General features: G+C 66.1%; 18 protein-coding genes and 1 riboswitch. Of the genes, 11 read left to right on the forward strand and 7 right to left on the reverse strand.

The genetic code is table 11. The annotated features are described in order from the left end of the window. Positions 1-142: 142 nt before the first annotated feature. From SriyCCGPB3_RS17630 to thiC, 5 genes are all read right to left on the reverse strand, one after another. Positions 143-3,013, reverse strand: coding sequence for a TonB-dependent receptor plug domain-containing protein (locus tag SriyCCGPB3_RS17630; RefSeq protein WP_110713548.1), 2,871 nt, complete (start codon positions 3,011-3,013; stop codon positions 143-145). 49 nt (positions 3,014-3,062) lie between these two features. Further along, on the reverse strand, positions 3,063-3,962 hold the full coding sequence (locus SriyCCGPB3_RS17635) for a helix-turn-helix transcriptional regulator (protein ID WP_110713550.1): 900 nt from the start codon (positions 3,960-3,962) through the stop codon (positions 3,063-3,065). Between the two features lie 115 nt (positions 3,963-4,077). Further along, positions 4,078-6,402: a winged helix-turn-helix domain-containing protein gene (locus SriyCCGPB3_RS17640; RefSeq protein ID WP_153854467.1), complete on the reverse strand. Its 2,325-nt coding sequence runs from the start codon at positions 6,400-6,402 to the stop codon at positions 4,078-4,080. A 260-nt stretch (positions 6,403-6,662) separates the two neighbouring features. Further along, positions 6,663-7,334 carry an ion channel gene (locus tag SriyCCGPB3_RS17645; protein ID WP_110713554.1) on the reverse strand — a complete coding sequence of 224 codons (672 nt, stop codon included), beginning with the start codon at positions 7,332-7,334 and terminating at the stop codon, positions 6,663-6,665. Positions 7,335-7,427: 93 nt separating this feature from the next. After that, the gene (gene thiC, locus SriyCCGPB3_RS17650) at positions 7,428-9,272 is read right to left on the reverse strand and encodes a phosphomethylpyrimidine synthase ThiC (protein WP_153854468.1); all 1,845 of its coding nucleotides are present in this window, start codon (positions 9,270-9,272) and stop codon (positions 7,428-7,430) included. Positions 9,273-9,354: 82 nt separating this feature from the next. Then, positions 9,355-9,456, reverse strand: a riboswitch (TPP riboswitch). Between the two features lie 245 nt (positions 9,457-9,701). On the opposite strand from thiC, the gene SriyCCGPB3_RS17655 reads away from it, so the two are divergent. Then, a complete protein-coding gene (locus tag SriyCCGPB3_RS17655; RefSeq protein WP_350259569.1) occupies positions 9,702-11,279 on the forward strand; it encodes a BCCT family transporter in 1,578 nt (525 codons plus the stop codon). A 552-nt stretch (positions 11,280-11,831) separates the two neighbouring features. Here SriyCCGPB3_RS17655 and ggt read toward each other — a convergent pair. Then, positions 11,832-13,550: a gamma-glutamyltransferase gene (gene ggt, locus SriyCCGPB3_RS17660; RefSeq protein ID WP_350259570.1), complete on the reverse strand. Its 1,719-nt coding sequence runs from the start codon at positions 13,548-13,550 to the stop codon at positions 11,832-11,834. Positions 13,551-14,235: 685 nt separating this feature from the next. Between ggt and ilvC the strand changes: the two genes are divergently transcribed. From ilvC to leuB, 9 genes are all read left to right on the forward strand, one after another. Then, positions 14,236-15,210 (forward strand): ketol-acid reductoisomerase, encoded by a 975-nt coding sequence (gene ilvC / locus SriyCCGPB3_RS17665; protein ID WP_110713561.1) that lies wholly within the window; start codon positions 14,236-14,238, stop codon positions 15,208-15,210. 38 nt (positions 15,211-15,248) lie between these two features. Next, a complete protein-coding gene (gene ilvG, locus SriyCCGPB3_RS17670; RefSeq protein ID WP_350259571.1) occupies positions 15,249-16,985 on the forward strand; it encodes an acetolactate synthase 2 catalytic subunit in 1,737 nt (578 codons plus the stop codon). After that, the gene (locus SriyCCGPB3_RS17675; RefSeq protein ID WP_014038403.1) at positions 16,969-17,220 is read left to right on the forward strand and encodes an ACT domain-containing protein; all 252 of its coding nucleotides are present in this window, start codon (positions 16,969-16,971) and stop codon (positions 17,218-17,220) included. The genes ilvG and SriyCCGPB3_RS17675 overlap by 17 nt, the downstream gene beginning before the upstream one ends. A gap of 96 nt (positions 17,221-17,316) precedes the next feature. Further along, positions 17,317-18,408 carry a threonine dehydratase gene (locus tag SriyCCGPB3_RS17680; protein ID WP_350259572.1) on the forward strand — a complete coding sequence of 364 codons (1,092 nt, stop codon included), beginning with the start codon at positions 17,317-17,319 and terminating at the stop codon, positions 18,406-18,408. Beyond that, on the forward strand, positions 18,405-19,991 hold the full coding sequence (locus SriyCCGPB3_RS17685; RefSeq protein ID WP_350259573.1) for a 2-isopropylmalate synthase: 1,587 nt from the start codon (positions 18,405-18,407) through the stop codon (positions 19,989-19,991). The genes SriyCCGPB3_RS17680 and SriyCCGPB3_RS17685 overlap by 4 nt, the downstream gene beginning before the upstream one ends. Before the next feature lie 10 nt (positions 19,992-20,001). Continuing rightward, the gene (locus SriyCCGPB3_RS17690) at positions 20,002-20,781 is read left to right on the forward strand and encodes a class I SAM-dependent methyltransferase (protein WP_350259574.1); all 780 of its coding nucleotides are present in this window, start codon (positions 20,002-20,004) and stop codon (positions 20,779-20,781) included. Between the two features lie 60 nt (positions 20,782-20,841). Continuing rightward, on the forward strand, positions 20,842-22,260 hold the full coding sequence (gene leuC, locus SriyCCGPB3_RS17695; protein ID WP_350259575.1) for a 3-isopropylmalate dehydratase large subunit: 1,419 nt from the start codon (positions 20,842-20,844) through the stop codon (positions 22,258-22,260). After that, a complete protein-coding gene (gene leuD / locus SriyCCGPB3_RS17700) occupies positions 22,260-22,838 on the forward strand; it encodes a 3-isopropylmalate dehydratase small subunit (RefSeq protein ID WP_005410953.1) in 579 nt (192 codons plus the stop codon). Before leuC ends, leuD begins: the two co-directional genes overlap by 1 nt. After that, positions 22,828-23,889: a 3-isopropylmalate dehydrogenase gene (leuB, locus tag SriyCCGPB3_RS17705; RefSeq protein ID WP_350259576.1), complete on the forward strand. Its 1,062-nt coding sequence runs from the start codon at positions 22,828-22,830 to the stop codon at positions 23,887-23,889. The genes leuD and leuB overlap by 11 nt, the downstream gene beginning before the upstream one ends. 107 nt (positions 23,890-23,996) lie before the next feature. Here leuB and SriyCCGPB3_RS17710 read toward each other — a convergent pair whose 3' ends face one another. Further along, entirely contained in the window at positions 23,997-24,770 is a 774-nt protein-coding gene (locus tag SriyCCGPB3_RS17710; protein ID WP_153854474.1) for an SDR family oxidoreductase, read from the reverse strand. 117 nt (positions 24,771-24,887) lie between these two features. Between SriyCCGPB3_RS17710 and SriyCCGPB3_RS17715 the strand changes: the two genes are divergently transcribed. Continuing rightward, entirely contained in the window at positions 24,888-25,793 is a 906-nt protein-coding gene (locus SriyCCGPB3_RS17715) for a LysR family transcriptional regulator (protein WP_153854475.1), read from the forward strand. The last annotated feature ends 418 nt before the right edge of the window (positions 25,794-26,211 follow it).

Consider the following 26,211-nt stretch of genomic DNA (forward strand, 5'->3'; position numbering starts at 1 on the left):
GTGGACCCGTCAACTGTGTCGAATACGACACGACAGGAATGAGACTCCACTCACCTTCCAACATGTTTCGGAATTTCCCTACAAAAAAAGAGGGCGGACCTTGCGGTCCGCCCTCCCGGTACTGCTATCGCACTTCGAACGATCAGAAGCGCTGGGTGTACTTCATGTACAGGAAGCGACCGACGTCGAAGCCGCCGTAATAGGCGAAGCTCGAGTTCGGCTGGGTGAACATGATCGGACCCTTGTGGTCGAACACGTTGTTGGCACCCAGGGCGATCGTGGCATCCCACGGCGCCTTCCAGCTGACCTGCAGGTCGTGGAAGGTGTTCGAGCCCGTCTTGCGCAGCGGCGACTTCTCGCCGTTCTGATAACGGTCGGCGACGTCGCAGGGACGGTTGGCCACGCAGGCTTCGTTCATGCCCGAGTAGTAACGCGCCATGTAGGACACACCGAAGTCACCCTTCGACCAGGTAACACCGACGTTCGAGCGCAGACGGAACAGGCCGGCTTCGCCGACACGGCCGATGGTGATGTTGTTGCCATCAGCATTCTGGCCCTGCTCGTCGTACTTGGACAGATAGCTGGTCTGCCAATCGATGTTGAACTGGCCGATCGCCAGTTCCGGCAGGCGGTACTTGATACCCAGATCGTAGCCTTGGGTCTCCATCTGGCCCAGGTTGGCCAAACCATAGGTCATCGCGGAGATGTGGCCATCGCCAGCACGGGTGTGACCGGCGCAACGGGCCGAATCACCCAGCACGTAGCAGTCGCGCAGGATACGATCGACGCTGTCGGCGATGATCATGTCGCTGATTTCGTACTTGTACCAGTCCAGCGAGATGTCCAGACCCTGCACCCAACGCGGGCTCCACACCACACCCACGGTGGTGCTCTTGGAGGTTTCCGGCTTCAGTGCGGAGTTGGAACCGGAAATGAACTGGTCCGGGGTAGCGCACGGGGTCGAGGTGCAGGGAACAAGGCCCTGACCCAACTGCGTGTAACCCACCGGCACGCCACGCGAGGAACAAGCGCCGTTGCCATTGACCGAGCCCGGAGCGGTGACGCCGCAGGGATCGGTGTAGGACTCGAAGCTGCTGCTCAGGCCACCGTACAGATCATCGATGGTCGGGGCGCGGAAGCCTTCAGCCCAGGTGCCACGGACCAGCAGCTCGTCCAGCGGGCGCCAGGTGAAGCCGAACTTGGAATTCAGGGTGTTGCCGAAGTTGCTGTAATCCGAGTAACGGGTCGCAGCATTCAGGGTCAGCTCCTTGGCGAACGGCATGTCGGCGAGGACCGGCACGTTCAGCTCCAGGTAGACTTCATCCAGCGAGTAGTCACCCTGGGTGGTCTGCTTGCCCAGACCGGTGGACTCACCCGACTGTGCGAAGGCGTCCGGCGAGAAGCGGCCTTCTTCCTTGCGGTGCTCCACGCCCACGGCGAAGCCCAGATCACCGGCCGGCAGGGTCACGATCGAACCGGACAGGTTGGCGGTGAAGCTGGTGGTCTTGGTCAAACCGGTGTCGGTGAAGTACGGGAACAGGAACGACTGGGCAGCCGGGTCAGCCAGCGAGCCATTGCCTGCCACGCCGTACGGCAGCAGCGGGTTCCACGGACGGCAATTGCTGGTGGCCAGCGGGTCAGCCATGCTGGTGCCGCAACGGGCCACGCCGTCCGGACCAACGAACGAAGCACCCAGCGCCTGGCGCGAGGCGATCAGGCTCATGTCGCCGTGACCGGTCTTGGTCGATTCGTTGCGGTTCCACAGCGCACCGACGTCCCAGTCGAAAGTCCTGCCGGCGAACTCGAAGAAGCCGCTGACGCTCGGCGCAAAGCGCAGGGTCTTCAGCTTGCTTTCGGTGGTACGCGGCATTTCCCACAGACGGCGACGGAAGGTGAGGTCCTGATCGGTCGGGTTGAACGCGCTGTCCTTCGACAGCGGGGTATCGAACGAAGCCGACTGGTACGGGTAACCGGCGATCTGCTGGTTGGTGGTGCGCTCGTTGTAGATCACGTCCGCATTGAACGCGATCGAGTCGGTGAAGTCGTAGTTGCCGTTGACGTACAGCGACTTACGCTCGATGCCGGTCTGCACCATCATCTGCTCGTTGGCATTGACGGCGTCAGCACTGGTTTCCAGACGGTAGTCCGAACGCTTGGTCGGGTCGCCGCCATCGCGCAGGGTGTACCAGCGCTGGTCGTTCGGACCGATGTAGCCGGGCTCACCCTTCTTCAGGTCGGGGGTCACGCACGGGTCGCAGAAGCCACCCTTCTGGTTGATCGGGCTGGCACCCGAACCCGGGTAGTTCGGGCCGGCGTTGCCGTCACGGCTGAACCAGCGGTCCTTGGCCCACACCGGGTCCTGCTTGGAGTACTCGGCGGCCAGCGTCACACCACCGCGCTCGCCTTCGCTGCCGAGGGTGAACGAATAGGTGGTGGTGTCGCCGTCGCCCTTGCCGTACTGGCCGACATAGACACTGGCTTCAGCACCGTCAAAGCGCTTGCGGGTGATCACGTTGACCACGGCGGCGATCGCGTCCGAACCGTAGATGGCGGAGGCGCCATCCTTCAGGATTTCGATGCGCTCGATGGCCGACATCGGGATCTGGCTCAGATCCTGGTAACCCGAAGTGGTCGCGCCCAGGCGCTTGCCATTCATCAGCACCAGAGTGCGCTGGGCGCCCAGGTTGCGGATGTCGACGTAGTAGCCGCCGACGTTTTCGCCGGAAGCCAGCGATTCCGAACGCGAGATGGCCGGGGAACCGGCCGAGGTCAGGTTCTGCAGGACGTCGGCAACCGAGGTGTAGCCCTGCTTTTCCAGGTTCTCACGGCTGAGGGTAACGACCGGCTGCTGGGTTTCGACTGCAGCGCCGCGGATACGCGAGCCGGTGACCGAAATGCGGTCCAGGTCGGTGGTGCCCTTTGCTTCCTGAGCCGAAGCAAAGGCCGGCGCCAGCGCCAGCGCGATGCCGGCCGGCAGCAAGCCGAACCGCACTGCGGGATTACGAACGTTCATCAATCTCTCCAAGGTACGTGTTAGCAGCGTGTTAAAACACCCCAGCACGTTACGATTGCGTTGCAGCGCTGTATTTGCGCGAACCAACCGGAGACTTTGCAGATTGTGGCGGCAGCAAGCCGCCGTTCTCCCTGAAGCGCGAGGCCGACTGGCCGTAGCGGGCACGGAACGCACGCGCGAAGCTGCAGCAGTTGTCGAAACCACTGGCCGCAGCGACCTCGCCGACCATCATGTCGGTGTCACGCAGCAGGTCGGCGGCGCGCTCAAGGCGCAGGCGTGCGGAGAGCGACTGCGGGCTTTCTTCGTAGAGGCTCTGGAAGGTCTTGGAGAGATACCAGCTGGAAAAATTGGTCAGCTCGGCCAGTTCACCGATGCGCACCACGCGGTGGCTGTTGCCTTCCAGGTACAGGCGGGCACGCTGCATGCGGCCGAACACCTGGCGCTTGCGGCTGCGCGAACGGCCCGGGCAACGCTGTACGTTGTCGGCCAGCCCACGCTGCAGGCCTGCCAGGTGCAACAGCAACGGCCGCAGGGCCTGTGCCGGCTGCCCGCTGGCCAGCGCGTCGCGCCACAGGCGCAACGCAACGCGGGCATCGCCACGGTTCATGCGGCCACGACCTGCATACAGGCCACAGTCGGCCATCTCGGCCAGCACGCGCAGCGCTTCGGCGTTCAGGTTCAGGCCGACGCACAGCCCGTTTCGGCCGGCCTGCACCAGCGGCCGCGATTCCTTCTCGAAGGCGATCCACTCGCCCTGGCGCAAGCGGAAGCGTCCTTCCTTGGCTTCCACCCAGGAGCTTCCACGCACCTGCATCCAGACAGTGAAGCTGCTGCCGGCGGTCTGCAGGCTGCCCAGCCGGGCCACGCCCAGGCAAGTCGGCGCAGCATCATCGAGCGACCGGTCCAGAGAGACGGATTGGCCGCGATCGGCCAGCGAGAGTTGACGCATGGGGGCACCACGGATTTGCCTAGTACAGGACTCCGTTTTGCCAAATCAGGCGGCACCGCGTCAGGAAAGTCAGACGAGATCGCCACGAATTCGCGACGAGGTCCAGACGAAAAACTTACGAAGGCCCATTTCCTTTGAACAACAACAGCTTGGAGAATGCCGGCAGCAGCGCTGGCGAGCGTTCGGGCAAGCGCATCACACCAATGTCGGCACCGTCGCTGACCGCCATCGCGACAAACAGCGAGCGCCCATCGGCGCTGGCGCTCAGCCCATTGCCAGCGCTGAGCCGTTCCGCGTCCAGGCAGCGTTCCGGCTCCTCGCGTCCGGCCTGGATCCGCACCAGCGTGGTGCCACAGGTGGTGGACGTGCCGAGGTAACCAATCGCGCTGTTGCCGGCCACGGTCCAGGCCCGGTACCGCCAACGGCTGGGTCGGTCATCACTGATCTGCTGCACGCTGTCCGCGGCCAACCCTGCGTCCACCGACCACAGTCCTCCGGCCGCCAACCGCGTGAACAGGACCCGTCCGCTGCTGCGGTCGAACCGGGCCTGCGACACGCCATCGATGCTGGCCAGCCGACGCCACGGCTGAACGCTGCGATCGAACAGGCTCAGCCGGGTCTGTTGCTGGTCATCGCGTTCGACCACCAGCAACTGGTCGGGCGTTGCTCCGTACAGCGCCTGCAGGGGCTGCTCCGAAGGCACGGGCAGTGGCTGCAGGCGTTCATCACGCGGCGCGATCTCGTAGACCACCGTGCGCCCATGCTCGTCGCGCCCCACCACCAGCAATCGCCGGCTGTCGGCTGACCAGTCCGGGGCCTGGCGCGCCTCCGGCCGCAATCCCTCGATCGGTCGCAGCGAGTCGGGACGATCCATGTCCGCCCACCACAGCGCGAAGCTGCCTGAACGATCAGACGTGAACACCAGTTGCCGCCCATCCGGCGCCGCCATGGGTTGACCATCGCGGCCACTGGAAGCGAACAGGCGGACGGGCGGCGAGTGGCCCTCCACCGGTACCTTGAAGATGCCGAACTGCGCGCGCCGGTGGACGAACGCCAACATGCCACCGCGGCGCGATGTCGCCGGCCATTGCGCGTCGTCCAGCCCTGCGTCGCGCAGCGTGCGGCTTTCAACATCCAGGTAGTAGAGACGCACTTCACTGTCGACACGCCGCCCGAACACGATCGTGCGGCCATCATGCAGCCAGGCCCAACCGCGCAACTCCGCCGCCTCGTTGGTCAGCTGCTCGGGCGTCCCCCCCGTGGCCGGCATGCGCCACAGGTCGCCCAGCTGTGGGTTGCGTACGAACACCAGCCAGTTGCCATCGGGCGAGTAGCGGGGCGCATAGTCGAAGTCATCCGCATCGACAGCGTAGTCCAGTGCCTGCCATTGGCCGCTGGCCAGATCAAGCGTCCGGATCCCGCGATGGGCATAGCGGCCCACCATGCTGCCGAACACCAGGCCGCGACCATCCGGCGTCCAGTCGAAACTGAGCAGTTCGGTGCCATCGCAACGCGTGGCCTGGCGCAGTGCGCCGCCGGTCGCGCTGGCAATCAGCACCTGGCAGCTGCCATTGTCACCGAAGCGTGCAAAAGCAATCTCGCGTCCATCCGGCGACCAGCTCGGGAAGCGATCAACCGAACCCGCTGGCGGAGCCAGCAATTGCCGCGCCGGCGCATTGCCGGAAGTCTGCACCTTGATGGCACCGCCCCCCAACCCATCCTCGTTGGCACCTTCATAGGCCACCAGCGAACCATCGGGCGAGAGCGTGGGATAGGTTTCGAAACCGCTGGTCGCAGTGATCAGTCGATAGGGACGCTGCGGACTGCCGATCACACGCGTGCCGTTCTCAACGGCCGCATCCACGGGCGAGCTGCCAGCCGGTGTCCGGCGCAGCAACAGCGCGGCCAGCACCACCACGGTAGCGAGGAGCAGCACGCCCACTGCCAGCAGCGCACGCCGGCGAACATGGCGCCAACGGTGGCGTGAGGGCTGCCCAGGCACTGCGGGTGCCACTCCGACGGCCAGCGCGGGTTGCACATCCTCAGCGTGGTCGTCGGACGATCCTGTCGGTGTCGACTCGACATCGTCCAGCACCTGTACCGGTACCAGCAGGCGATAGCCGGTCTTGGCGATGGTTTCGATGTAGGCCTGGCCGTTGTCATCGTCGTTGCTGAACGCCTTGCGCAGCTGGGTGACGGCCTGGGTCAGCACATCATTGGTCGGCAGCGTGTCCGGCCAGACTTCCGCGAACAGTTCGTCGCGGGTGACAACACGCCCCGGCTGGCGCAGCAGTACACGCAGCACGCCCAGCGCCTTCGGCGTCAGCCGACGCGGGCGACGCGCACCGACGACCTCGACTTCGCGCGAGGACAGAGTGACAGTGCACTCTCCTATCCGGATCCGATCGAATCCGGGGGGCTGGTTTTCACTGCTGTTCATTTTCCGCTACACAGTAGAGACAGGTCCGGGGCAGCGTTTGCCTTCGATACCCTCCCGTCCTGGGAACAGCAAAAAGCCAGACTCCGCACAAAGCATCGGCGCATACCGCAAAAACAATGAAGCGGGCGAATACTAGCCTATGCGGGTTACCTCGCCTATCGCGTGGTCGACATCCAGGCTCTCTCTCGCCGACGAATTCACATAATCTGCAGCACCATTCGCGCCCTTCGGGGCGCGAAATTTTTATCTGGCGTTCATGTTCACATGCGCCTCAACATGGTCAGTCCGACCAGTCGCGAAACCACCAAAGCTACGTACATCACGCCGGAAAACTGCTCCAGCATGACCAGTGCACGCGCCTGCGGATGCAGTGGTACAACGTCGCTCAATCCCACCCCGGACAGCAAGCTGAAGCTCAGATAAAGCAGCTCCATCCAGCTGCGCTGATCGCCACCGCCGGTGCCGTGGAAACTGCCCGGATACCACTGCTGGCACACGGCGAACGCAAATGCGAACGCCCAGGCCAGCAATGTGAAGGTCGCGCCCGCAGCGAACAGTTCGTCGCGGGTGACCTTATGGTCCTGCAGCATGTAGGCGATCAACGCCCCCGCCGTATAGAAATACAGCAGGCTCTCCAGCAGCTGCGCCGTGGTGAGCAGGCCGGTGCGGTCCAACAGCGCGCCGGCCAGCGAGAACACCACCGAGGGGATGGCCAGCAGCAGCGCCAGCCACGTACCCAGCGGACTGCGCTGGACCACCCACAGCGCCAGGCCGAGCACCGCCATGCCGAACATGCCCAGCGCCGCACGGCCGCCAGCGGTGTCATCGAGTGCGGGATACAGCAGCACCGCGATCAACTGGGCCGCGAGCAGCCAGGCCGAAGGATGGCGGCGGGCGATGGCCAGCCAACGGGTGGTCATGGCAACGGGCATGGCGTCCTTTCCCCTGGGCAATGGGCGGAGCATAGCCGGGCGCGGCGTGATGAGCGGTAGTGCCGGCCGCTGGCCGGCACCCCCGTTTCCGCATCATCCCTGGTGGTAGACCTCGGCCCCCGCAGCGCGGAACTCCTCCGACTTCTCCTTCATGCCGGCCTCGGCGTAGTCGCGCACGTCCTGGGTGATCTTCATCGAACAGAAATGCGGGCCGCACATCGAACAGAAGTGCGCCAGCTTGTGCGCATCCTTCGGCAAGGTCTCGTCATGGAACTCCTTGGCCTTCTCCGGATCCAGGCCAAGGTGGAACTGGTCTTCCCAGCGGAACTCGAAGCGCGCCTTGCTCAGCGCGTTGTCGCGCACCTGCGCACCCGGGTGGCCCTTGGCCAGATCGGCCGCATGTGCGGCGATGCGGTAGGCCATGATGCCGTCGCGCACGTCCTGGCGGTTGGGCAGGCCGAGGTGCTCCTTCGGCGTCACGTAGCAGAGCATCGCCGTACCGAACCAGCCGATCATCGCCGCACCGATCGCGCTGGTGATGTGGTCGTAGCCCGGCGCGATGTCGGTGGTCAGCGGCCCCAGCGTATAGAACGGCGCTTCGCCGCACTCGCGCAACTGCTTGTCCATGTTTTCCTTGATCAGCTGCATCGGCACGTGGCCAGGGCCTTCGATCATGGTCTGCACATCGTGTTTCCAGGCGATCTTCGTCAGTTCACCCAGCGTTTCCAGCTCGCCGAACTGCGCCGCGTCGTTGGCATCGGCGATGCAGCCCGGGCGCAGGCCATCCCCCAGCGAGAAGGTCACGTCGTAGGCCTTCATGATCTCGCAGATCTCTTCGAAATGCGTGTAGAGGAAGTTCTCCTTGTGGTGCGCCAGGCACCACTTGGCCATGATCGAGCCGCCGCGGCTGACGATACCGGTCACACGCTTGGCGGTGAGCGGCACATAGCGCAGCAACACGCCGGCGTGGATGGTGAAGTAGTCCACGCCCTGCTCGGCCTGTTCGATCAGCGTGTCGCGGAAGATCTCCCAGGTGAGTGCCTCGGCACGGCCATCGACCTTTTCCAGCGCCTGGTAGATCGGCACGGTACCGATCGCCACCGGCGAGTTGCGGATGATCCACTCGCGGGTCTCATGGATGTGCTTGCCGGTGGACAGATCCATCACCGTGTCACCGCCCCAGCGGATCGCCCACACCAGCTTCTCCACTTCCTCGGCAATACCCGAGGACACGGCGCTGTTGCCGATGTTGGCGTTGATCTTGGTCAGGAAGTTGCGGCCGATGATCATCGGCTCGCTTTCCGGGTGGTTGATGTTGTTGGGCAGCACCGCGCGGCCGCGGGCAATTTCGTCGCGCACGAATTCCGGGGTGATGATCTTCTGGATCGAGGCACCGAACGCCTCGCCCGGGTGCTGCTGCAGCAGGCCTGCATCGCGGATCGCGTCCAGTCGCTGGTTTTCGCGGATGGCGACGAATTCCATTTCCGGCGTGATGATGCCGCGGCGCGCGTAGTGCATCTGGGTGACGTTCGCGCCTGCGCGTGCACGCCGTGGCAGGCTGCGCGCGGGGAAGCGTACTGCATCAAGCTTTGGATCATGCTCACGGTCGCGGCCGAACGACGAGCTGAGGCCGTCGAGCTGTTCGGTATCACCGCGTTCCTCCACCCAACCACGACGCAGCGTCGGCAGGCCGACGGACAGATCGATACGCACGTCCGGATCGGTATACGGGCCCGACGTGTCGTAGACCGTGACCGGTGCATTCTCTTCACCGCCGAACAGCGTCGGCGTGCGGGTCAGCGCGATCTCGCGCATCGGCACCTGAAGATCCGGGCGTGAACCGGGCACATGGATCTTGCGCGAACCGGGTATCGGCCGGGTCACGGATTCGGAGAGTTGCTGGGCCTGTTGCTGCAGGGCGGAGAGCTGTGCGTTCATCGGGCATCGTCCAGGAAGGTCAGGGACGAAGCGGCGGCGCACTGCGACCGCGCACGAACGGTCCTTGGGCGGAGTCCGGGCACGGCTGCATTGCAAAGCTTCCCTACGCCGGTATGAGCCGGATCAGGTTCCAAGGGACTGTCTCAACCGTGGCCACATGGCCGCGGTACCCCCGCTTCTTGGCGTGCATTAGAGCATAGAAATCACTGCAGCTCATGGCCGTTCATCCATGCATGGCGTGGCGCTGCTCCATCGGCATTAACAGAACCGTGACATCGCGTTCAGTAACGTGCACGCGCATCGTGCCGCTGCGGCCGGTGTTTTCCTCGCCGCCTTCGCGGCCCCTGCCCGGTCTGTGCTGCATGTCGCCGGCCCCTCGCAGCAAGCTCTGCTCGCTCCCCTCAATCCCTTGATCGGAGAAGCTCCTTCATGGTGTTTCGCGTTTCCATCGCACTGGTTCTGCTTCTGGTGCTGCTTGCCGGTGTTGCACCGGGCCCCTTCAATGCCGTGGTGCAGAGCATCCTCGGTGAACTCATCCGCGGCATCGGCTGGCTGTACCTGCTGGTCGTGTTCCTCGCGCTGGTGTTCCTGATGTATCTGGCCTTCGGTCGTTTCGGCAACCTGCGCATCGGTGGCGAAGACGCTGAACCGGAATTCTCGCGCGCCAGCTGGATGTCGATGCTGTTCGCCGCCGGCATGGGCATCGGCCTGGTGTTCTGGGGTGCCGCCGAACCCATCTCGCACTTCAGCAAGCCACCGGAAGGGCTGGCACCTGAAAGCATGGATGCCGCGCGCGCCTCAATGCGCTATGCGTTCTTCCACTGGGGCCTGCACCCGTGGGCCATCTATGCGCTGATCGGCCTGGCAATGGCCTGGTTCCAGTTCAACCGCAACGGCCGCGGCCTGGTCAGCGACATGCTGCAGCCGATCATCGGCCGCCATCACCGCGGCTGGATCGGGCGCGTGGTCAACATCGCCGCCGTCGTCGCCACCGCAATTGGCGTTGCCACCACGCTGGGCTTCGGCACCATCCAGATCGCGGCCGGCATGGAGCGTGTGTTCGGCCTGCACGCAGGCGTTCCGCTGCAACTGACCGTCATCGCAGTCGCGTTCGTGCTGTACATGGCCTCCACGCTCAGTGGTGTCGAGCGTGGCGTGAAGTGGCTGTCGAATTTCAACCTGGCGCTGGCCGCTCTGCTGCTGGCGCTGGTGCTGGTGCTGGGCCCCACCGGCGCGATCTTCAACACCTTTACCACCACGCTGGGCTCGTATCTGAACCAGCTGGTGACGATGAGCCTGCGCATGTCACCGTTCTCGTCCAGCACCTGGGTGGCCGACTGGACGATCTTCTACTGGGCCTGGTGGATTTCCTGGGCACCGTTCGTCGGTTCGTTCATCGCCCGCATCTCGCGCGGGCGCAGCGTGCGCGAGTTCGTCATCGGCGTGGTGCTGGCACCAACGCTGCTCGGCTTCTTCTGGTTTTCGGTGTTCGGCGGCACGGCGATCTGGATGCAGATCTTCGGCCAGGCCGATCTACTGCAGGCACTGGGTAATGGCTATGAAACGGTGCTGTTCACCATGTTCGACAGCATGCCGCTGCCGTTGCTGCTGTCGTGCATCGCGCTGGTGCTTCTGATGATTTTCTTCGTGACCTCGGCTGATTCCGCAGTGTTGGTACTGGCGAGCATGTCCACCGATGAAGCCGGCGATCCGCCGCCCAAGCGCAAGCTGGCCTGGGGCGTGGGGGTTGCGTTGATCGCCGGTGCGCTGCTGCTGGCCGGTGGCCTGGACGCGCTGCAGGGGGTCATCACCATCGCGGCGTTGCCATTCGCGCTGCTGATGGTGCTGGTGATGGTGTCGCTGTACCGGGTGCTGGACCAGGAGTACACGCGCGAGCGGCGGCAAGCGCAGCGCCAGCGGCACATGATCGATGCGTGGATCGCACGCGAGATGGCGGCACAGGAGGAGACCCAGGCGGAGGCCGCACGCGCGCAGGATTCGGATTGAGGATGTTTTGCAGCCTGCGGCTGCACTGCTTCTTTCAGGCAACAGCAACAGCAACTTCAACTGCGGCTCTGGGTTGCTGCTGGTTTGGCGGGTCGGTGTGGGCTGGCAGGACACGCCGTAAACCCATCCATGGGGGCTCGATGGCGCCATCCATGGCGCCAACGGTCCTGCCAGCCCACACCGACCCACCCCCGACAGTTTCCGTGTGACGGTGGGTTTTCCACGCTATGCGTGGATGAGGTGTATCGGAAAACAGGAAGGGGTCGGATCCGTTTTCCTGTGGAAAACGGATCCGACCCCAACCCACAGTGCGCGGCTGTTGGCTTTGCTCTTGCTCTTCTCTTTTCTTTTCCTGCGGTGACGGCCACGGAAACTGTCAGGGGCCGGGCGGGTGGGCTGGGCGGGGGTGTCCGCGGCATGGATGCCGCGGCCAAGCCTCCAGGGACGGATCCACGGCGTCCCCCGACCAGCCCACCCGCCCGGCCCAATCACATGATCCCGCTTCCACGAACCATCTCCGCGGAGGGGGCTGCGCCCGGTGGCCGGGAAACCTCAATACCCCGCCGCCTGCCCATCCTTGCGGCTCTCCGAAGCACCGTAGTAGACCCCGGTCTCGGGATCACGCATGATCGCCTGGTACCCACCATACGGACCATCGGCGAACACGATGCGATGCCCCTTGCGCATCAACGCACGCACCGTTTCATACGGGAAGCCGGTTTCCAGATTCACTTCGCCGCCATCGGTCATCGCCGTGGCCTGACCCGTCGGTTCAGTCGACCCTTCGTGCTGGATGCGCGGCGCATCACCGGCCTCCTGCAGGTTCATCCCGAAATCCACCAGGTTCATCACGATCTGCGCGTGGCCCTGCGGCTGCATCGCGCCACCCATCACGCCGAAGCTGGCATACGGCTTGCCGCCCTTGGTGATGAACGCCGGGATGATGGTCTGGAACGGACGCTTGCCCGGTGCATAGCCGTTGGGATGGTTCTTCTGCAGCACGAACATCTCGCCACGATCCTGCAGGATGAAGCCCAGCCCCGGCGGTGCCATGCCGCTGCCCATGCCGCGGTAGTTGGACTGGATCAGCGACACCATCATGCCGTCGGCGTCGGCCACGGTCATGTAGATCGTGTCGCCCTCCTCCAGCTGCTTCGGCGTGCCCGGCTGCACTTCCTTCAACGCCTTGTCCATCGAGATCAGTGCACGGCGCTGCGCGGCGTACTCCTTGGAAATCAGCTTCTGCACCGGCGCCGGCTGGAACGCCATGTCGGCATAGAAGCGCGCGCGATCGGCGAAAGCCAGCTTCTTTGCTTCAACGAACAGATGCACATGCTCCGGTGAACCGAACGGAATCTTCGAGAAGTCGTAGCCTTCCAGCACATTGAGGATCTGCAATGCAGCGATACCCTGGCTGTTCGGCGGCAGCTCCCACACGTCGTAGCCGCGATAGTTGCTGCTGACCGGTTCAACCCACTCACCGTGGTGGTCGGCCATGTCCTGGTAGCTCAGGTAGCCACCGTTGGCCTTGAAGTAGTCGCCGATGGTATGGGCGATGGCGCCCTTGTAGAAGGCATCGCGGCCGCCATCGGCAATCTGCTGCAGGGTGTTGGCCAGGTTCGGGTTCTTCCACATCTCGCCCTTGCGCGGGGCGTGGCCGTTGATCGTGAACTGTTCCTTGAAGCCCGGGTACTGCGACAGCTTGGGCACCGAACGGTCCCAGTAATAGGCGATCACCTCGGCCACCGGATGGCCCTCGCGGGCGTAACGGATCGCCGGCGCCAGGTTGTCGGCCATCGGCTTGCGGCCGAAGCGGTCGTGCAGCGCGAACCAGCCATCGACCGCGCCGGGTACCGAGACCGGCAGCGGGCCGGTGGCCGGGATGTCCTTCAGGCCACGACGCTGGAATTCGGCCAGGGTCAGCGACTTCGGCGAACGGCCCGAACCGTTGTAGCCATAGAGCTTCTGCGTCTTCGGGTCCCAGACGATGGCGAACAGGTCGCCGCCGATGCCGTTGCCGGTCGGCTCCATCAAGCCAAGCGCGGCGTTGGCGGCGATCGCCGCGTCCACCGCCGAGCCACCGCCCTTCATCACGTCCAGCGCGATCTGGGTGGCCAGTGGCTGCGAGGTGGCGGCCATCGCATGCGGGGCGATCACCTCCGAACGGGTAGCGAAGGCGTGGCCGGTGATGCGGTCGGCGGCAAAGGACAGCGCGGGCACGGCAGCCAGCACGGCGGCAGCGAGCAGGGAACGGGCAAGGCGTCGGGACACGGTCGGGTTCCGATGGAAGGGTGGTCCCCGATCTTCGCCGCTGCGGCCTTCACGCGGTATCGGGCAGAGGTCATGGACGTTGATCCTGGGGTGGGTGCGGAGGTCCGCACCCAACAAGGCGAAAATCCGCTGAATTCCGCGCAGAAGCCGACCTGAAAGGAGTGAATTCGGGTTCACCGAAACACTTTCAGCGGCAACCATCCTTGTGCCACAAGCGATTGCGCTGGATGCAGCGGAAACCGATAAAAATTCCGTCGCGAGGGTTGACATCGCCGAAACGGTTGTGTTCATCTCGATCACATGTTGCATCACAACACGCCACCGCGAACCCACATCGAAGCCGCCGACACCGGCGCCGCCTCGCTGCGTTCGATTCTTGTGCTCGTACTTATTACCCAACCAACAGGTGCGGGACGAGCCAGCGTGTAAGCAACAAACACACCGGAACTCTTCAAAAACCCGCACCCGCCCCGGTGCGGGTTTTTTCATTTCAGGACCTGGTTTCAGACGCAACCACCATGACCAACGCCGATCGCACAACCCGGACCTGCACCACCGCGACGCCTCGTGGTGGCTGTGCCTGTGCGATGCGCGGCGCCTCCTCCACCGCTTTCCCCTGACCGGCCGGCACGTCACCTCGACGACCGGCCGTTCTTTTTTCTTCCCACCGCAAGGAACCTCCCCCATGAGCACCAACGACCTGCCCCAGACCAAGATCGCCGTCATCGGCTACGGCAGCCAGGGCCGCGCCCACGCACTGAACCTGCGCGAATCCGGCTTCGACGTGGTGGTAGGCCTGCGTCCGGGCGGCCCGACCGAAGCCAAGGCCCAGGCCGATGGCTTCACCGTGATCGCGCCCGCCGATGCGGTGAAGGATGCCGACCTGGTCGCCGTGCTGACCCCGGACATGGTGCAGAAGAAGCTCTACAACGACGTGCTGGCGCCGAACATGAAGCAGGGCGCCTGCCTGCTGTTCGCGCATGGCCTGAACGTGCACTACGGCATGATCGAGCCGCGCGCCGACCTGGACGTGGTGCTGGTTGCGCCGAAGGGCCCGGGTGCGCTGGTGCGTCGTGAGTACGAGATCGGGCGCGGCGTACCGTGCATCTGGGCGGTCTACCAGGATGTCAGCGGCAAGGCCGCGCAGCACGCGCAGGCCTACGCGGCCGGCCTCGGCGGCGCCCGCGCCAACCTGATCCAGACCACCTTCAAGGAAGAGACCGAGACCGACCTGTTCGGCGAACAGGCGGTGCTGTGCGGTGGCGCCTCGGCGCTGGTGCAGGCCGGTTTCGAGACCCTGGTCGAAGCCGGTTACCAGCCGGAGATCGCCTATTACGAAGTGCTGCACGAACTGAAGCTGATCGTGGACCTGTTCTACGAAGGCGGCATCTCGCGCATGCTGGAGTTCATCTCCGAGACCGCGCAGTACGGCGACTACGTCAGCGGCCCGCGGGTGATCGACGCCGGCACCAAGGCACGCATGAAGGAAGTGCTGAAGGACATCCAGGACGGCACCTTCACCAAGAACTGGGTGGCCGAGTACGAAGCGGGCCTGCCGAACTACAACAGGTTCAAGCAGGCCGACCTGGAGCACCCGATCGAGAAGGTGGGCAAGGAACTGCGCGCCAAGATGGTCTGGTTGCAAGGACAGGCCGCGTAACCACGCGGCCCTCCCCCACCCGCTTTGCAAGGTTCCCCATGAACTCTTCCACACATCGCAGCGCGCCGCCCAACGGCGCGCGCTGGCTGACCCAGGCGCTGGAGGCCGAGGGCGTCCGCACGCTGTTCGGCTATCCCGGCGGCACCATCATGCCGTTCTACGACGCGCTGGTGGATTCGTCGCTGAAGCACATCCTGGTCCGCCATGAGCAGGGCGCGGCACTGGCCGCCAACGGCTTCGCCCGCGCCAGCAACCAGGTGGGCGTCTGCGTGGCCACCTCCGGCCCGGGCGCCTCCAACCTGGTCACCGGCATCGCCGACGCGATGCTGGATTCGGTGCCGATGGTCTGCATCACCGGCCAGGTCGCCACGCCGCTGCTGGGCACCGACGCCTTCCAGGAACTGGATGTGTTCGGCCTGACCCTGCCGATCGTCAAGCACAGCTGGCTGGTGCGCAGCGTCGATGACCTGCCGCGCGTGGTCGCCGATGCGTTCCGCATCGCCCGCGAAGGCCGGCCCGGCCCGGTGCTGATCGACCTGCCCAAGGACGTGCAGCTGGCCGATGCCAGTCATCTGCCGGCGCACGTGCCAAGCAGCGTCGAGCCGCCGCCTGCCCCGGCCGAAGCCGCCATCGCCGAGGCCATCGCCGCACTGGCAGCCGCCGAAAAGCCGGTGGTCTACGCCGGTGGCGGCATCGCGCTGGGCGATGCGGTGCAGGACCTGCGCGACTTCGTCGAGGCCAGTGCCATCCCCACCGTGATGACCCTGCGTGGGCTGGGCGCGCTGCCGGCCAACCACCCGCAGTCGCTGGGCATGCTGGGCATGCACGGCACCCGCGCGGCCAACATGGCGGTGCAGGAAAGCGACCTGCTGCTGGTGCTGGGGGCGCGTTTCGATGACCGCGCCACCGGCAAGCTGGCCGAGTTCGCACCGTTCGCCCGCGTCGTCCACATCGATGCGGACGCGTATGAGATCTCCAAGCTGCGCAGCGCCGATGTCGCCGTGGCTGGCAATGTCGGCCATGCCATCCGCGCCCTGCGTGCGGCCTTCCCCTCCCCCAAGGCCCACCAGGACGCATGGCGCAAGCGTTGCGCGCAGCATCGCGATCGCTTCGCCGCACGCTACGACGCGCCGGGCCAGCACATCTACGCACCGGCCATGCTGAAGCGCCTGAGCGAACTGGCACCGGCCGATGCGGTGATCGCCTGCGATGTCGGCCAGCATCAGATGTGGGTGGCACAGCACTGCCGCTTCAACCACCCGCGCAACCACCTGACCAGTGGCGCGCTGGGCACCATGGGCTTCGGCCTGCCGGCCGCGATGGGTGCGCAGTTCGCCTGCCCCGATCGCACCGTGGTGCTGGTCTCCGGCGACGGCAGCTTCATGATGAACGTGCAGGAGCTGGCCACCATCGCGCGTTGCCGCCTGCCGGTGAAGATCGTGCTGCTGGACAACAGTTCGCTGGGCATGGTGCGGCAGTGGCAGGAGCTGTTCTTCGCCGAGCGTTACAGCGAGATCGACCTGTCCGACAACCCGGACTTCGTGGCACTGGCACAGGTGTTCGGCATCGCCGCCACCCGCATCGACAACCGCGACGACGTGGAAGGCGGCCTGGCCGCGCTGCTGGCCGAACCGGGACCGGCACTGCTGCACGTGGCCATCGATGCGCGCGCCAACGTGTGGCCGCTGGTGCCGCCGAACACCGCCAACAGCACGATGCTGGAAAGCAATCCCGCCCACGCCCGCCAGGAGACCCCCAATGCAATACCGGCTTGACCTGGTGCTGCACCCGGCCGAAGGCGCGCTGCTGCGCGTGATCGGCATGGCCGAACGCCGTGGCTTCGCGCCGCGCGCGATCAGCGGTGCGCCAGTGGCCGCCGACGATGGCCGCTGGCACCTGCAGCTGGTGGTGGATGGCCAGCGCCCGGCGGAAACGCTGTGCCGGCAGATCGAGAAGATCTACGACTGCGTGTCCGTGCAGGTCACCGCCGTGGAAGGAGCATCCGTATGAACACCCGTACCGTAGCGACCACGGTGCCGGTACGGAGGCGTCTTCTTCGCCGCCCGTGCCCGCATGCGGCGGTCTTCTGCACTGCGCTGGTGGCCCATGCCGGCCGCTGACACCAGCCAGGAAAGCGATGTCGGCGACGTAAGCGTCGCCGACGTACTGGCGGCGCAGGCTCGTCTGCGCCGCTTCCTGCCGCCCACCCCGCTGCACCATGCCGAACGCTTCGGCACCTGGCTGAAGCTGGAGAACCTGCAGCGCACCGGCTCCTACAAGGTACGCGGCGCGTTGAACGCGCTGCTGGCCGGTCGCGAGCGCGGCGATACCCGGCCAGTGATCTGCGCTTCGGCCGGCAACCATGCCCAGGGCGTGGCGTGGGCGGCCTACCGCCTGGACGTGCCGGCCATCACCGTGATGCCGCACGGCGCGCCGGCCACCAAGATCGCCGGCGTCGCCCACTGGGGCGCGACCGTGCGCCAGCACGGCACCAGCTATGACGAGGCCTACGCCTTCGCGGTCGAACTGGCACAACGCCACGGCTACCGCTTCCTGTCCGCGTTCGACGATGCCGACGTGATCGCCGGCCAGGGCACGGTCGGCATCGAGCTGGCCGCGCACGCGCCGGACGTGGTGATCGTGCCGATCGGCGGCGGCGGCCTGGCCTCCGGCGTTGCGCTGGCGCTGAAATCGCAGGGCGTCCGCGTCGTTGGCGCGCAGGTGGAAGGTGTCGATTCGATGGCGCGTGCGATCCGTGGCGACGTGCGCGAGATTGCCCCCGTTGCCTCGCTGGCCGACGGCGTGCGGGTGAAGATTCCCGGCTTCCTGACCCGCCGCCTGTGCACCTCGCTGCTGGACGATGTGGTGATCGTGCGCGAAGCCGAACTGCGCGAAACCCTGGTGCGGCTGGCACTGGAAGAACACATCATCGCCGAGGGCGCTGGTGCGCTGGCGCTGGCGGCCGGCCGCCGCGTCGCCGGCCGCCGCAAGTGTGCGGTGGTCTCCGGCGGCAACATCGATGCCGGCGTCCTGGCCGGCCTGCTCACCGACATCCGCCCGCGCCCGCCACGCAAACCGCGGCGACGGCGCAGCGAAACCCCGCGCTCGCCCGCCAGGGCCAGCGCCACCGCTTCCCCCACCTCTTCCCCTTCCCCCCTGCAAGCCGTCGCACCCGCTGTCGAGGAGATTTCCCTGTGACCACCATCGAACGAATTACCACCCCGCGCATCCGCATCTTCGACACCACCCTGCGTGACGGCGAGCAGTCCCCCGGCTGCAGCATGAGCCCGCCGCAGAAGCTGGTGATGGCGCGTGCGCTGGACGAACTGGGCGTGGACATCATCGAGACCGGCTTCCCGGCCAGCTCGCAGTCCGACCGTGAGGCGATGGCACTGATCGGCCGCGAACTGCGCCGCCCGAGCCTGACCCTGGCGGTGCTGTCGCGCTGCCTGCAGGCCGACATCGAAACCTCCGCACGTGCGCTCGAGGCCGCTGCCAACCCGCGCCTGCACGTGTTCCTGTCGACCAGCCCGCTGCACCGCGAGCACAAGCTGCGGATGACCCGCGAGCAGGTACTGGAGTCGGTACGCAAGCACGTCTCGCTGGCCCGCTCCTACATCGACGATGTCGAATTCTCGGCCGAGGATGCCACCCGCACCGAGCTGGACTACCTGATCGAAGTCGCGCGCGTGGCCATTGCTGCCGGCGCCACCACCATCAACCTGCCCGACACCGTCGGCTTCACCACGCCGGAAGAGATCCGCGCGATGTTCCAGCAGGTCATTGCCGGCGTCGCCGACGTTCCCAATGCCGCCAACGTGATCTTCAGCGCGCACTGCCACAACGACCTGGGCTTGGCCGTGGCCAACTCGCTGGCCGCCATCGAGGGCGGCGCGCGCCAGGTCGAATGCACCGTCAATGGCATCGGCGAGCGCGCCGGCAACTGTTCGCTGGAAGAGATCGCGATGGTGCTGAAGGTGCGCCAGGCCTTCTACGAGCAGGACAGCGCGATCAACACCCCGCGCATCGTCGGCACCTCGCAGCTGCTGCAGCGCCTGGTCGGCATGCCGGTACAGCGCAACAAGGCCATCGTCGGCGCCAATGCCTTCGCCCACGAATCGGGCATCCACCAGCACGGCATGCTGCGCCACCGCGGCACCTACGAAATCATGCGTCCGGAAGACGTGGGCTGGGAAGATTCGCAGATGGTGCTGGGCCGCCACAGTGGCCGCGCCGCCGTCGAAGCCCGCTTGCGTGCGCTGGGCTTCTGGCTGGACGAAGACGAACTGAAGCTGGTGTTCGAGCAGTTCAAGGGTCTGTGCGAACAGCAGCGCGTGGTCACCGATGCCGACCTGCAAACCTTGATGCAGGGCGGCTCCAACGCGCAGGGCTACCGCCTGGCATCGATGACCATCAGCGATGTCGGCAGCCGCGCCAATGCGCTGGTCGAACTGTCCGACCCGGACGGCAACCGCGTGGCCGAGACCGCGCAGGGCGATGGCCCGGTCGATGCGCTGTTCGGCGCGCTGTCGGCCGCTACCGGCGTGCAGCTGATGCTGGACAGCTACCACGTGCACAGCGTCGGCATCGGCGCCGACGCGCGCGGCGAAGCCAATCTGAGCGTGCGACACGAGGGCGTGGAGTACGACGGGACCGGCACCAGCAAGGACATCATCGAAGCCTCCGCACTGGCCTGGCTGGATGTTGCCAACCGCCTGCTGCGCCAGCGCCAGGCTGCCGCCCACAGCAACACCGACGTTGCCACCCCCGCCACCGCCTGAGGACCCCGCCATGAGCGCCTTCGACACCCCCACCCCGGCCAGCGCCGCTGGCCAGCAGTGGAACGCCCAGGATTATGCGATCGACGCCGGCTTCGTGCCGCTGCTCGGCGGCGCTGTATCGCGCCTGCTCGACCCGCGCGCCGGTGAACGCATCCTCGACCTGGGCTGTGGCGATGGCGTGCTCAGCACCGAGCTGGCGCTGAGCGGCGCGCACATCCACGGTGTGGATGCCTCACCGGAACTGGTGATCGCCGCGCGTGCGCGCGGCGTCGATGCGCAGGTGATGGATGGCCACGCGCTGTCGTTCGACAGCGAGTTCGATGCGGTGTTCAGCAATGCGGCGCTGCACTGGATGGGCACCCCGGACCGCGTGCTGGAAGGTGTGCGCCGCGCCCTGCGCCCCGGTGGCCGCTTCGTCGCCGAATTCGGCGGCCATGGCAACGTGGCCACCATCATCGCGGCGGTGCAGGCCGCGCGCGCGGCCCACGGCCACGGCGCCAGTGCCTTCCAGTGGTACTTCCCCACTGCCGATGCCTATGCCGACCGCCTGCGCCAGCATGGCTTCCAGGTTCAACTGATCGAGTGCACACCGCGCCCGACCGCACTGCCGACCGGCGTGGCCGGCTGGCTGCGGGTATTCGCTGCGCCGCTGCTGGACGACCTGCCGGCCGAGGCACGCGCCACCGTGCGCGAGGCCGCCACCGCATTGCTGGCCGAGCTGCCGCGCAATGCCGCCGGCCAGCCGCTGGCCGACTACGTGCGGCTGCGGGTGCTCGCCCGCCGCCGCTGACATGGCCTTTTCGCTATCTTTCCTGATGTCCGCTATTTCGTACTTCTGCCAGGCACACGCATGACTTCCGCACCCCGCACCCTGTACGACAAACTGTGGGACGCCCACGTGGTGGTTCCCGAATCCGACAGCGCGCCCGCCGTGCTGTACATCGACCTGCACCTGATCCACGAGGTCACTTCGCCGCAGGCGTTCACCGAACTGCGCGAGCGCGGCCTGTCGCCGCGCCGCCCGGATCGCACCAAGGCGACGATGGACCACTCCACGCCGACCCTGCCGGCTGCCGCCGATGGCACGCTGCCCTATGCCAGCGCCGCCTCCGAAGCCCAGGTCGCCACGCTGGCACGTAACTGCGCCGAGCACGGCATCGAGCTGTTCGACATGGCCTCGGACAATCGCGGCATCGTCCACGTGATCGCGCCGGAACAAGGCTTCACCCAGCCGGGCATGACCATCGTCTGTGGCGACAGCCACACCTCCACCCACGGGGCCTTCGGCTCGCTGGCGTTCGGCATCGGTACCAGTGAAGTCGGCCACGTGCTGGCCACGCAGTGCCTGCTGCAGCGCAAGGCGAAGACGTTCGCGATCACCGTTGATGGGCCGCTGGCGCCGGGCGTCGGTGCCAAGGACGTGGTCCTGCACATCATCGGCGTGATTGGCGTCAACGGCGGAACCGGCCACGTGATCGAATTCCGTGGCAGCACCATCGAAGCGATGGACATGGAACAGCGCATGACCCTGTGCAACATGTCGATCGAGGCCGGCGCACGCGCCGGTATGGTGGCGCCGGACCAGGTCACCTTCGACTTCGTCGCCGCGACCCCACGTGGTCCCAAGGGCACCGACTTCGACGCTGCCGTGGCGCGCTGGCAGCAGCTGCGCAGCGATGAGGGCGCGCGTTTCGACAGTGAAGTGCACATCGACGCTGCCGATATCCGCCCGACCCTGACCTGGGGCACCCATCCGGGCACCGCCATCGCAGTGGATGCGCCGATTCCGGCGGCCAACGATGCTGCCGCACAGAAAGGCCTGGACTACATGCATTTCCAGGCCGGCAAGGCGCTGGCCGGAACACCGGTGGACGTGGTGTTCGTCGGCTCGTGCACCAACGGCCGCCTGAGCGACATGCGCGAAGTGGCGCAGGTGCTGCGCGGTCGCCGCGTCGCCGAGCGGGTGCGCATGCTGGTGGTGCCAGGCTCGGAGATCGTCAAGCGCGAAGCCGAAGCCGAAGGCATCCATGAGATCGTGCGCGCGGCCGGTGCCGAATGGCGCGAGCCGGGCTGTTCGATGTGCATTGCCATGAATGGCGATCTGGTCGCACCCGGCCAGCTGGCCGTGAGCACCAGCAACCGCAATTTCGAGGGGCGCCAGGGCCCCGGTTCGCGCACGCTGCTGGCCTCGCCGATGAGCGCGGCGTGGGCCGCGGTGAACGGGCACGTCGCCGATACCCGCGAACTGTTCGCACAGGAGGTGGCGTGATGGCCGGTTTCCGTACCCTGACCTCGGCCAGCGTGGTGCTGCGCCAGACCAACATCGACACCGACCAGATCATCCCGGCGCGGTTCCTGTCCACCACCGAGCGCGCCGGCCTGGGCCGCAACGCGTTCAATGACTGGCGCTGGCAGGCCGATGGTTCGCCGGTGGCCGACTTCGCCTTCAACCAGCCGCACAACGCCGGCCGCAGCATCCTGCTGGCCGGCCGCAACTTCGGCTGCGGTTCCTCGCGCGAGCATGCACCGTGGGCGCTGACCGACCTCGGCCTGCGCGCCATCGTCAGCAGCGAGATCGCCGACATCTTCCGCGGCAACTCGCTGAAGAACGGCCTGTTGCCGATCGTGCTGGACGAGGCCGATGTGCAGGCGCTGATGCAGCGCCCGGACGACGAGCTGACCATCGACGTGGCCGCGCGCGAACTGCGCACGCCCGATGGTCGCGTCTATTCCTTCCCGCTGGATGGCTTCTCGCAGACCTGCCTGCTGGAAGGTGTCGACCAGTTGGGGTATCTGTTGGGCCGTGTCCCTGAAATTGAACGTTACGAGAGTGAGCATGCACGCTGAAATTGTTGTCCTGCCCGGTGATGGCATCGGCCCGGAAGTCGCCGCCGCCGCGGTTGCGGTCCTGAAGACCGTCGCCGAACGCTTCAACCACACCTTCACCTTCAGCGAGCACGACATCGGTGGCATCGCCATCGACCGCCACGGTGAACCGCTGCCGGCGTCGACCCTGGCGGCCTGCCAGGCCGCGAACGCGGTGCTGCTGGGCGCGGTCGGTGGCCCGAAGTGGTCCGACCCGAACGCCAAGGTGCGCCCGGAGCGGGGCCTGCTGGCGATCCGCAAGGCGCTGGGGCTGTATGCCAACCTGCGCCCGGTGCGTACCCATGAAGCCGCCCTGCACGCCTCGCCGATCAAGGCCGAGCTGCTGCAGGGGGTGGACTTCGTGGTGGTGCGTGAACTGACCGGCGGCATCTACTTCGGCGACAAGACCCGCGACGCCGACAGCGCCAGCGATCTGTGCCGCTACACCGTAGCCGAGATCGAGCGAGTGCTGCGCAGTGCGTTCCGTCTGGCGCAACAGCGTCGCGGCAAGGTCACCTCGGTGGACAAGGCCAACGTGCTGGAAACCTCGCGCCTGTGGCGTGACGTGGCCGCGCGCATCGGCCGCGAGGAGTTCCCGGACGTGGCGCTGGAACACCAGCTGGTCGATTCGATGGCGATGCACCTGCTGGCCAAGCCGCGCGAGTACGACGTGATCGTCACCGAGAACATGTTCGGTGACATCCTCACCGACGAAGCCTCGATGCTGGCCGGCTCGCTCGGCCTGCTGCCGTCGGCCTCGCTGGGCGAGCCCGGTGCGGTCGGCATCTACGAGCCGATCCACGGTTCGGCCCCGGACATCGCCGGCAAGGGCATCGCCAATCCCTACGCAACGATCTTCAGTGCGGCGATGCTGCTGCGCCATTCGCTGGGGCTGGAAGCCGAAGCCGCCGCGGTGGAAGCCGCCGTGCACGCCGTGCTGGACGACGGCGTGTTCACCGCCGACCTCGCGGCGAAGGGAACGGCAGTGAGTACCGCAGCCGCCACGGATGCGGTGCTGGCGAAGCTGGGCTGACCTATCCGGCAACACTTGTAGAGTCGAGCCATGCTCGACTGCTGTTGCCTGAGTCGAGCATGGCTCGACTCTACAGGGACCTCGCGGCCACGCCCTGCGTGGCTGCGTTACTTGGTGGTGTACCCACCATTGACCAGAATCGTCTGCCCGGTCATCCACCAGCCGTCGGTGACCAGGAAGCGGATCCACGGCACGATGTCGGCGATGTCGGTCAGTCCGGTACGGGTGAACGCCGACAGTGCGGCTGCGGTCTTGTGATACGCCTGCGCGTCGGAACTCTCGGCGGGATAGAAGAACGGCGTGTCCATCGGACCCGGGCCGATCGCGGTCACCGAGATGCCACGCTCACCGAACTCCTTGGACGCCGCGCGGGTGAAATGCTCGACCGGTGCCTTGGTGCCTGCATAGCTGGAATAGAACGGGGTGAACGCCCCCAGCAGCGAGGTGACCAGCGTGCAGATGCGGCCACCGTCGTTGACGTGGCGGCCGGCCTCCTTCAGGAAGAAGAACGCAGCCTTGGCATTGACCGCACTCATCTCGTCGTACTCGGCTTCACTGATCTCAAGCAGCGGCTTCTTCAGTACCTTGCCGACCGTATTGATCGCGATGTCAGGGCGACCGACTGCAGCCACGGCATCGGCGAACAGGCGCTCCATCGCTGCGGCCGACGTCAGGTCGCCCTGCAGCGCCACCGCCGTGCTGCCAGCGGCCTGCACGGCGGCGACGGTCGCCTCTGCATCGGCCTGGGTGGCGGCGCTGTTGTAGTGGATGACGATGGCTTTGGCGCCCTGGCTGGCGAAGTCGCGGGCGATCAGTCCGCCGAGGTTCTTGGCGCCACCGGCGATCAGCACGGTCTTGCCCTTGAGGGAATGGTCGGTCATGGCGTTTGTCTCGGGAGGGGGCTGCCCGGGGTGGCAACCCTGCCCTGACGACGATATCGTGCAGAAAAAGCGGATAAAGCCCGCCACATTGACTTAACTTTCCAGAGCCAACGAACAATGGACCGGATCGATCGCTTCCGCATCTTCACCCGGGTGGTGGAGTGCGCCAGCTTCACCCGCGCCGCCGACCAGCTCGGCCTGCCCCGCTCCACCGTCTCGGCGGCCATTGCGGAGCTGGAGCAGCGGCTCGGCACCCGCCTGCTGCAGCGCTCGACCCGGCGGGTCTCCACCACCCACGACGGCGACGTGTTCCATGCCCGCTGCCTGCGACTGATCGCAGAGGTTGAAGACGCCGAATCGTTGTTCCGACAGGATGACGCACAGCCGGTGGGCCTGCTGAAGATCGACGTGCCCAGCCGCATCGGCCGCCGCATCCTCGCCCCTGCGCTGCCGGATTTCTTCGCTCGCCATCCACAGGTGGAAGTGGACCTGGGCATGACCGACCGCGCGGTGAACCTGATCGAAGACGGCTGTGATGCGGTCCTGCGGGTCGGGCAGCTGGGTGACTCCAGCCTGGTCGCGCGCACGCTGGGACAGCTCGACTTCGTCAACGTCGCCGCGCCGGCCTACCTGCGCGAGCATGGCGTACCGCAGCATCCTGCCGACCTGCAGCAGCACCGCGCGGTGAACTATGCATCGCCGACGACAGCGCGGGTGGAAGCGTGGGAGTGGCAGGACGGCAGCCAGCTGCGCACGTTGCCGATGCCCGGCTGGGTGCGGGTCAACAGTGCCGAGGCCTCGATCGCCTGCTGCGTGGCCGGACTGGGGCTGCTGCAGATTCCGCGCTACGACGTACAGGCTGAACTGCAGTCAGGCGCATTGGTGGAGGTGATGCCGCAGTACGTGGCGCAGCCGTTACCGGTGACCCTGCTGCAGCCGCACCGGCAACACCGCGCGCAACGCGTGCAGGTGTTCATCGAATGGCTGCTGCCGGTGCTGCGGAACGGCCTGCAGCTGCAGTAGATCGGCGCCATGCGTGGATGCACGCATCAGTGCCAACCAAGGTTGGCACCTACCAGGGCGAAGACCCGCTGCGATAAATCCACGCCATGCGTGGATGCGTGCATCAGTGCCAACCAAGGTTGGCACCTACCAGGGCGAAGACCCGCTGCGGTAAATCCACGCCATGCGTGGATGCATGCATCAGTGCCAACCAAGGTTGGCACCTACCAGGGCCAAGACCCGCTGCGGTAAATCCACGCCATGCGTGGATGCATGCATCAGTGCCAACCAAGGTTGGCACCTGCCAGGGCGAAGACCCGCTGCGGTAAATCCACGCCATGCGTGGATGCATGCATCAGTGCCAACCAAGGTTGGCACCTGCCAGGGCGAAGACCCGCTGCGGTAAATCCACGCCATGCGTGGATGCGTGCATCAGTGC

This window comes from Stenotrophomonas riyadhensis (assembly GCF_040256885.1).
Lineage (GTDB): Bacteria > Pseudomonadota > Gammaproteobacteria > Xanthomonadales > Xanthomonadaceae > Stenotrophomonas > Stenotrophomonas riyadhensis.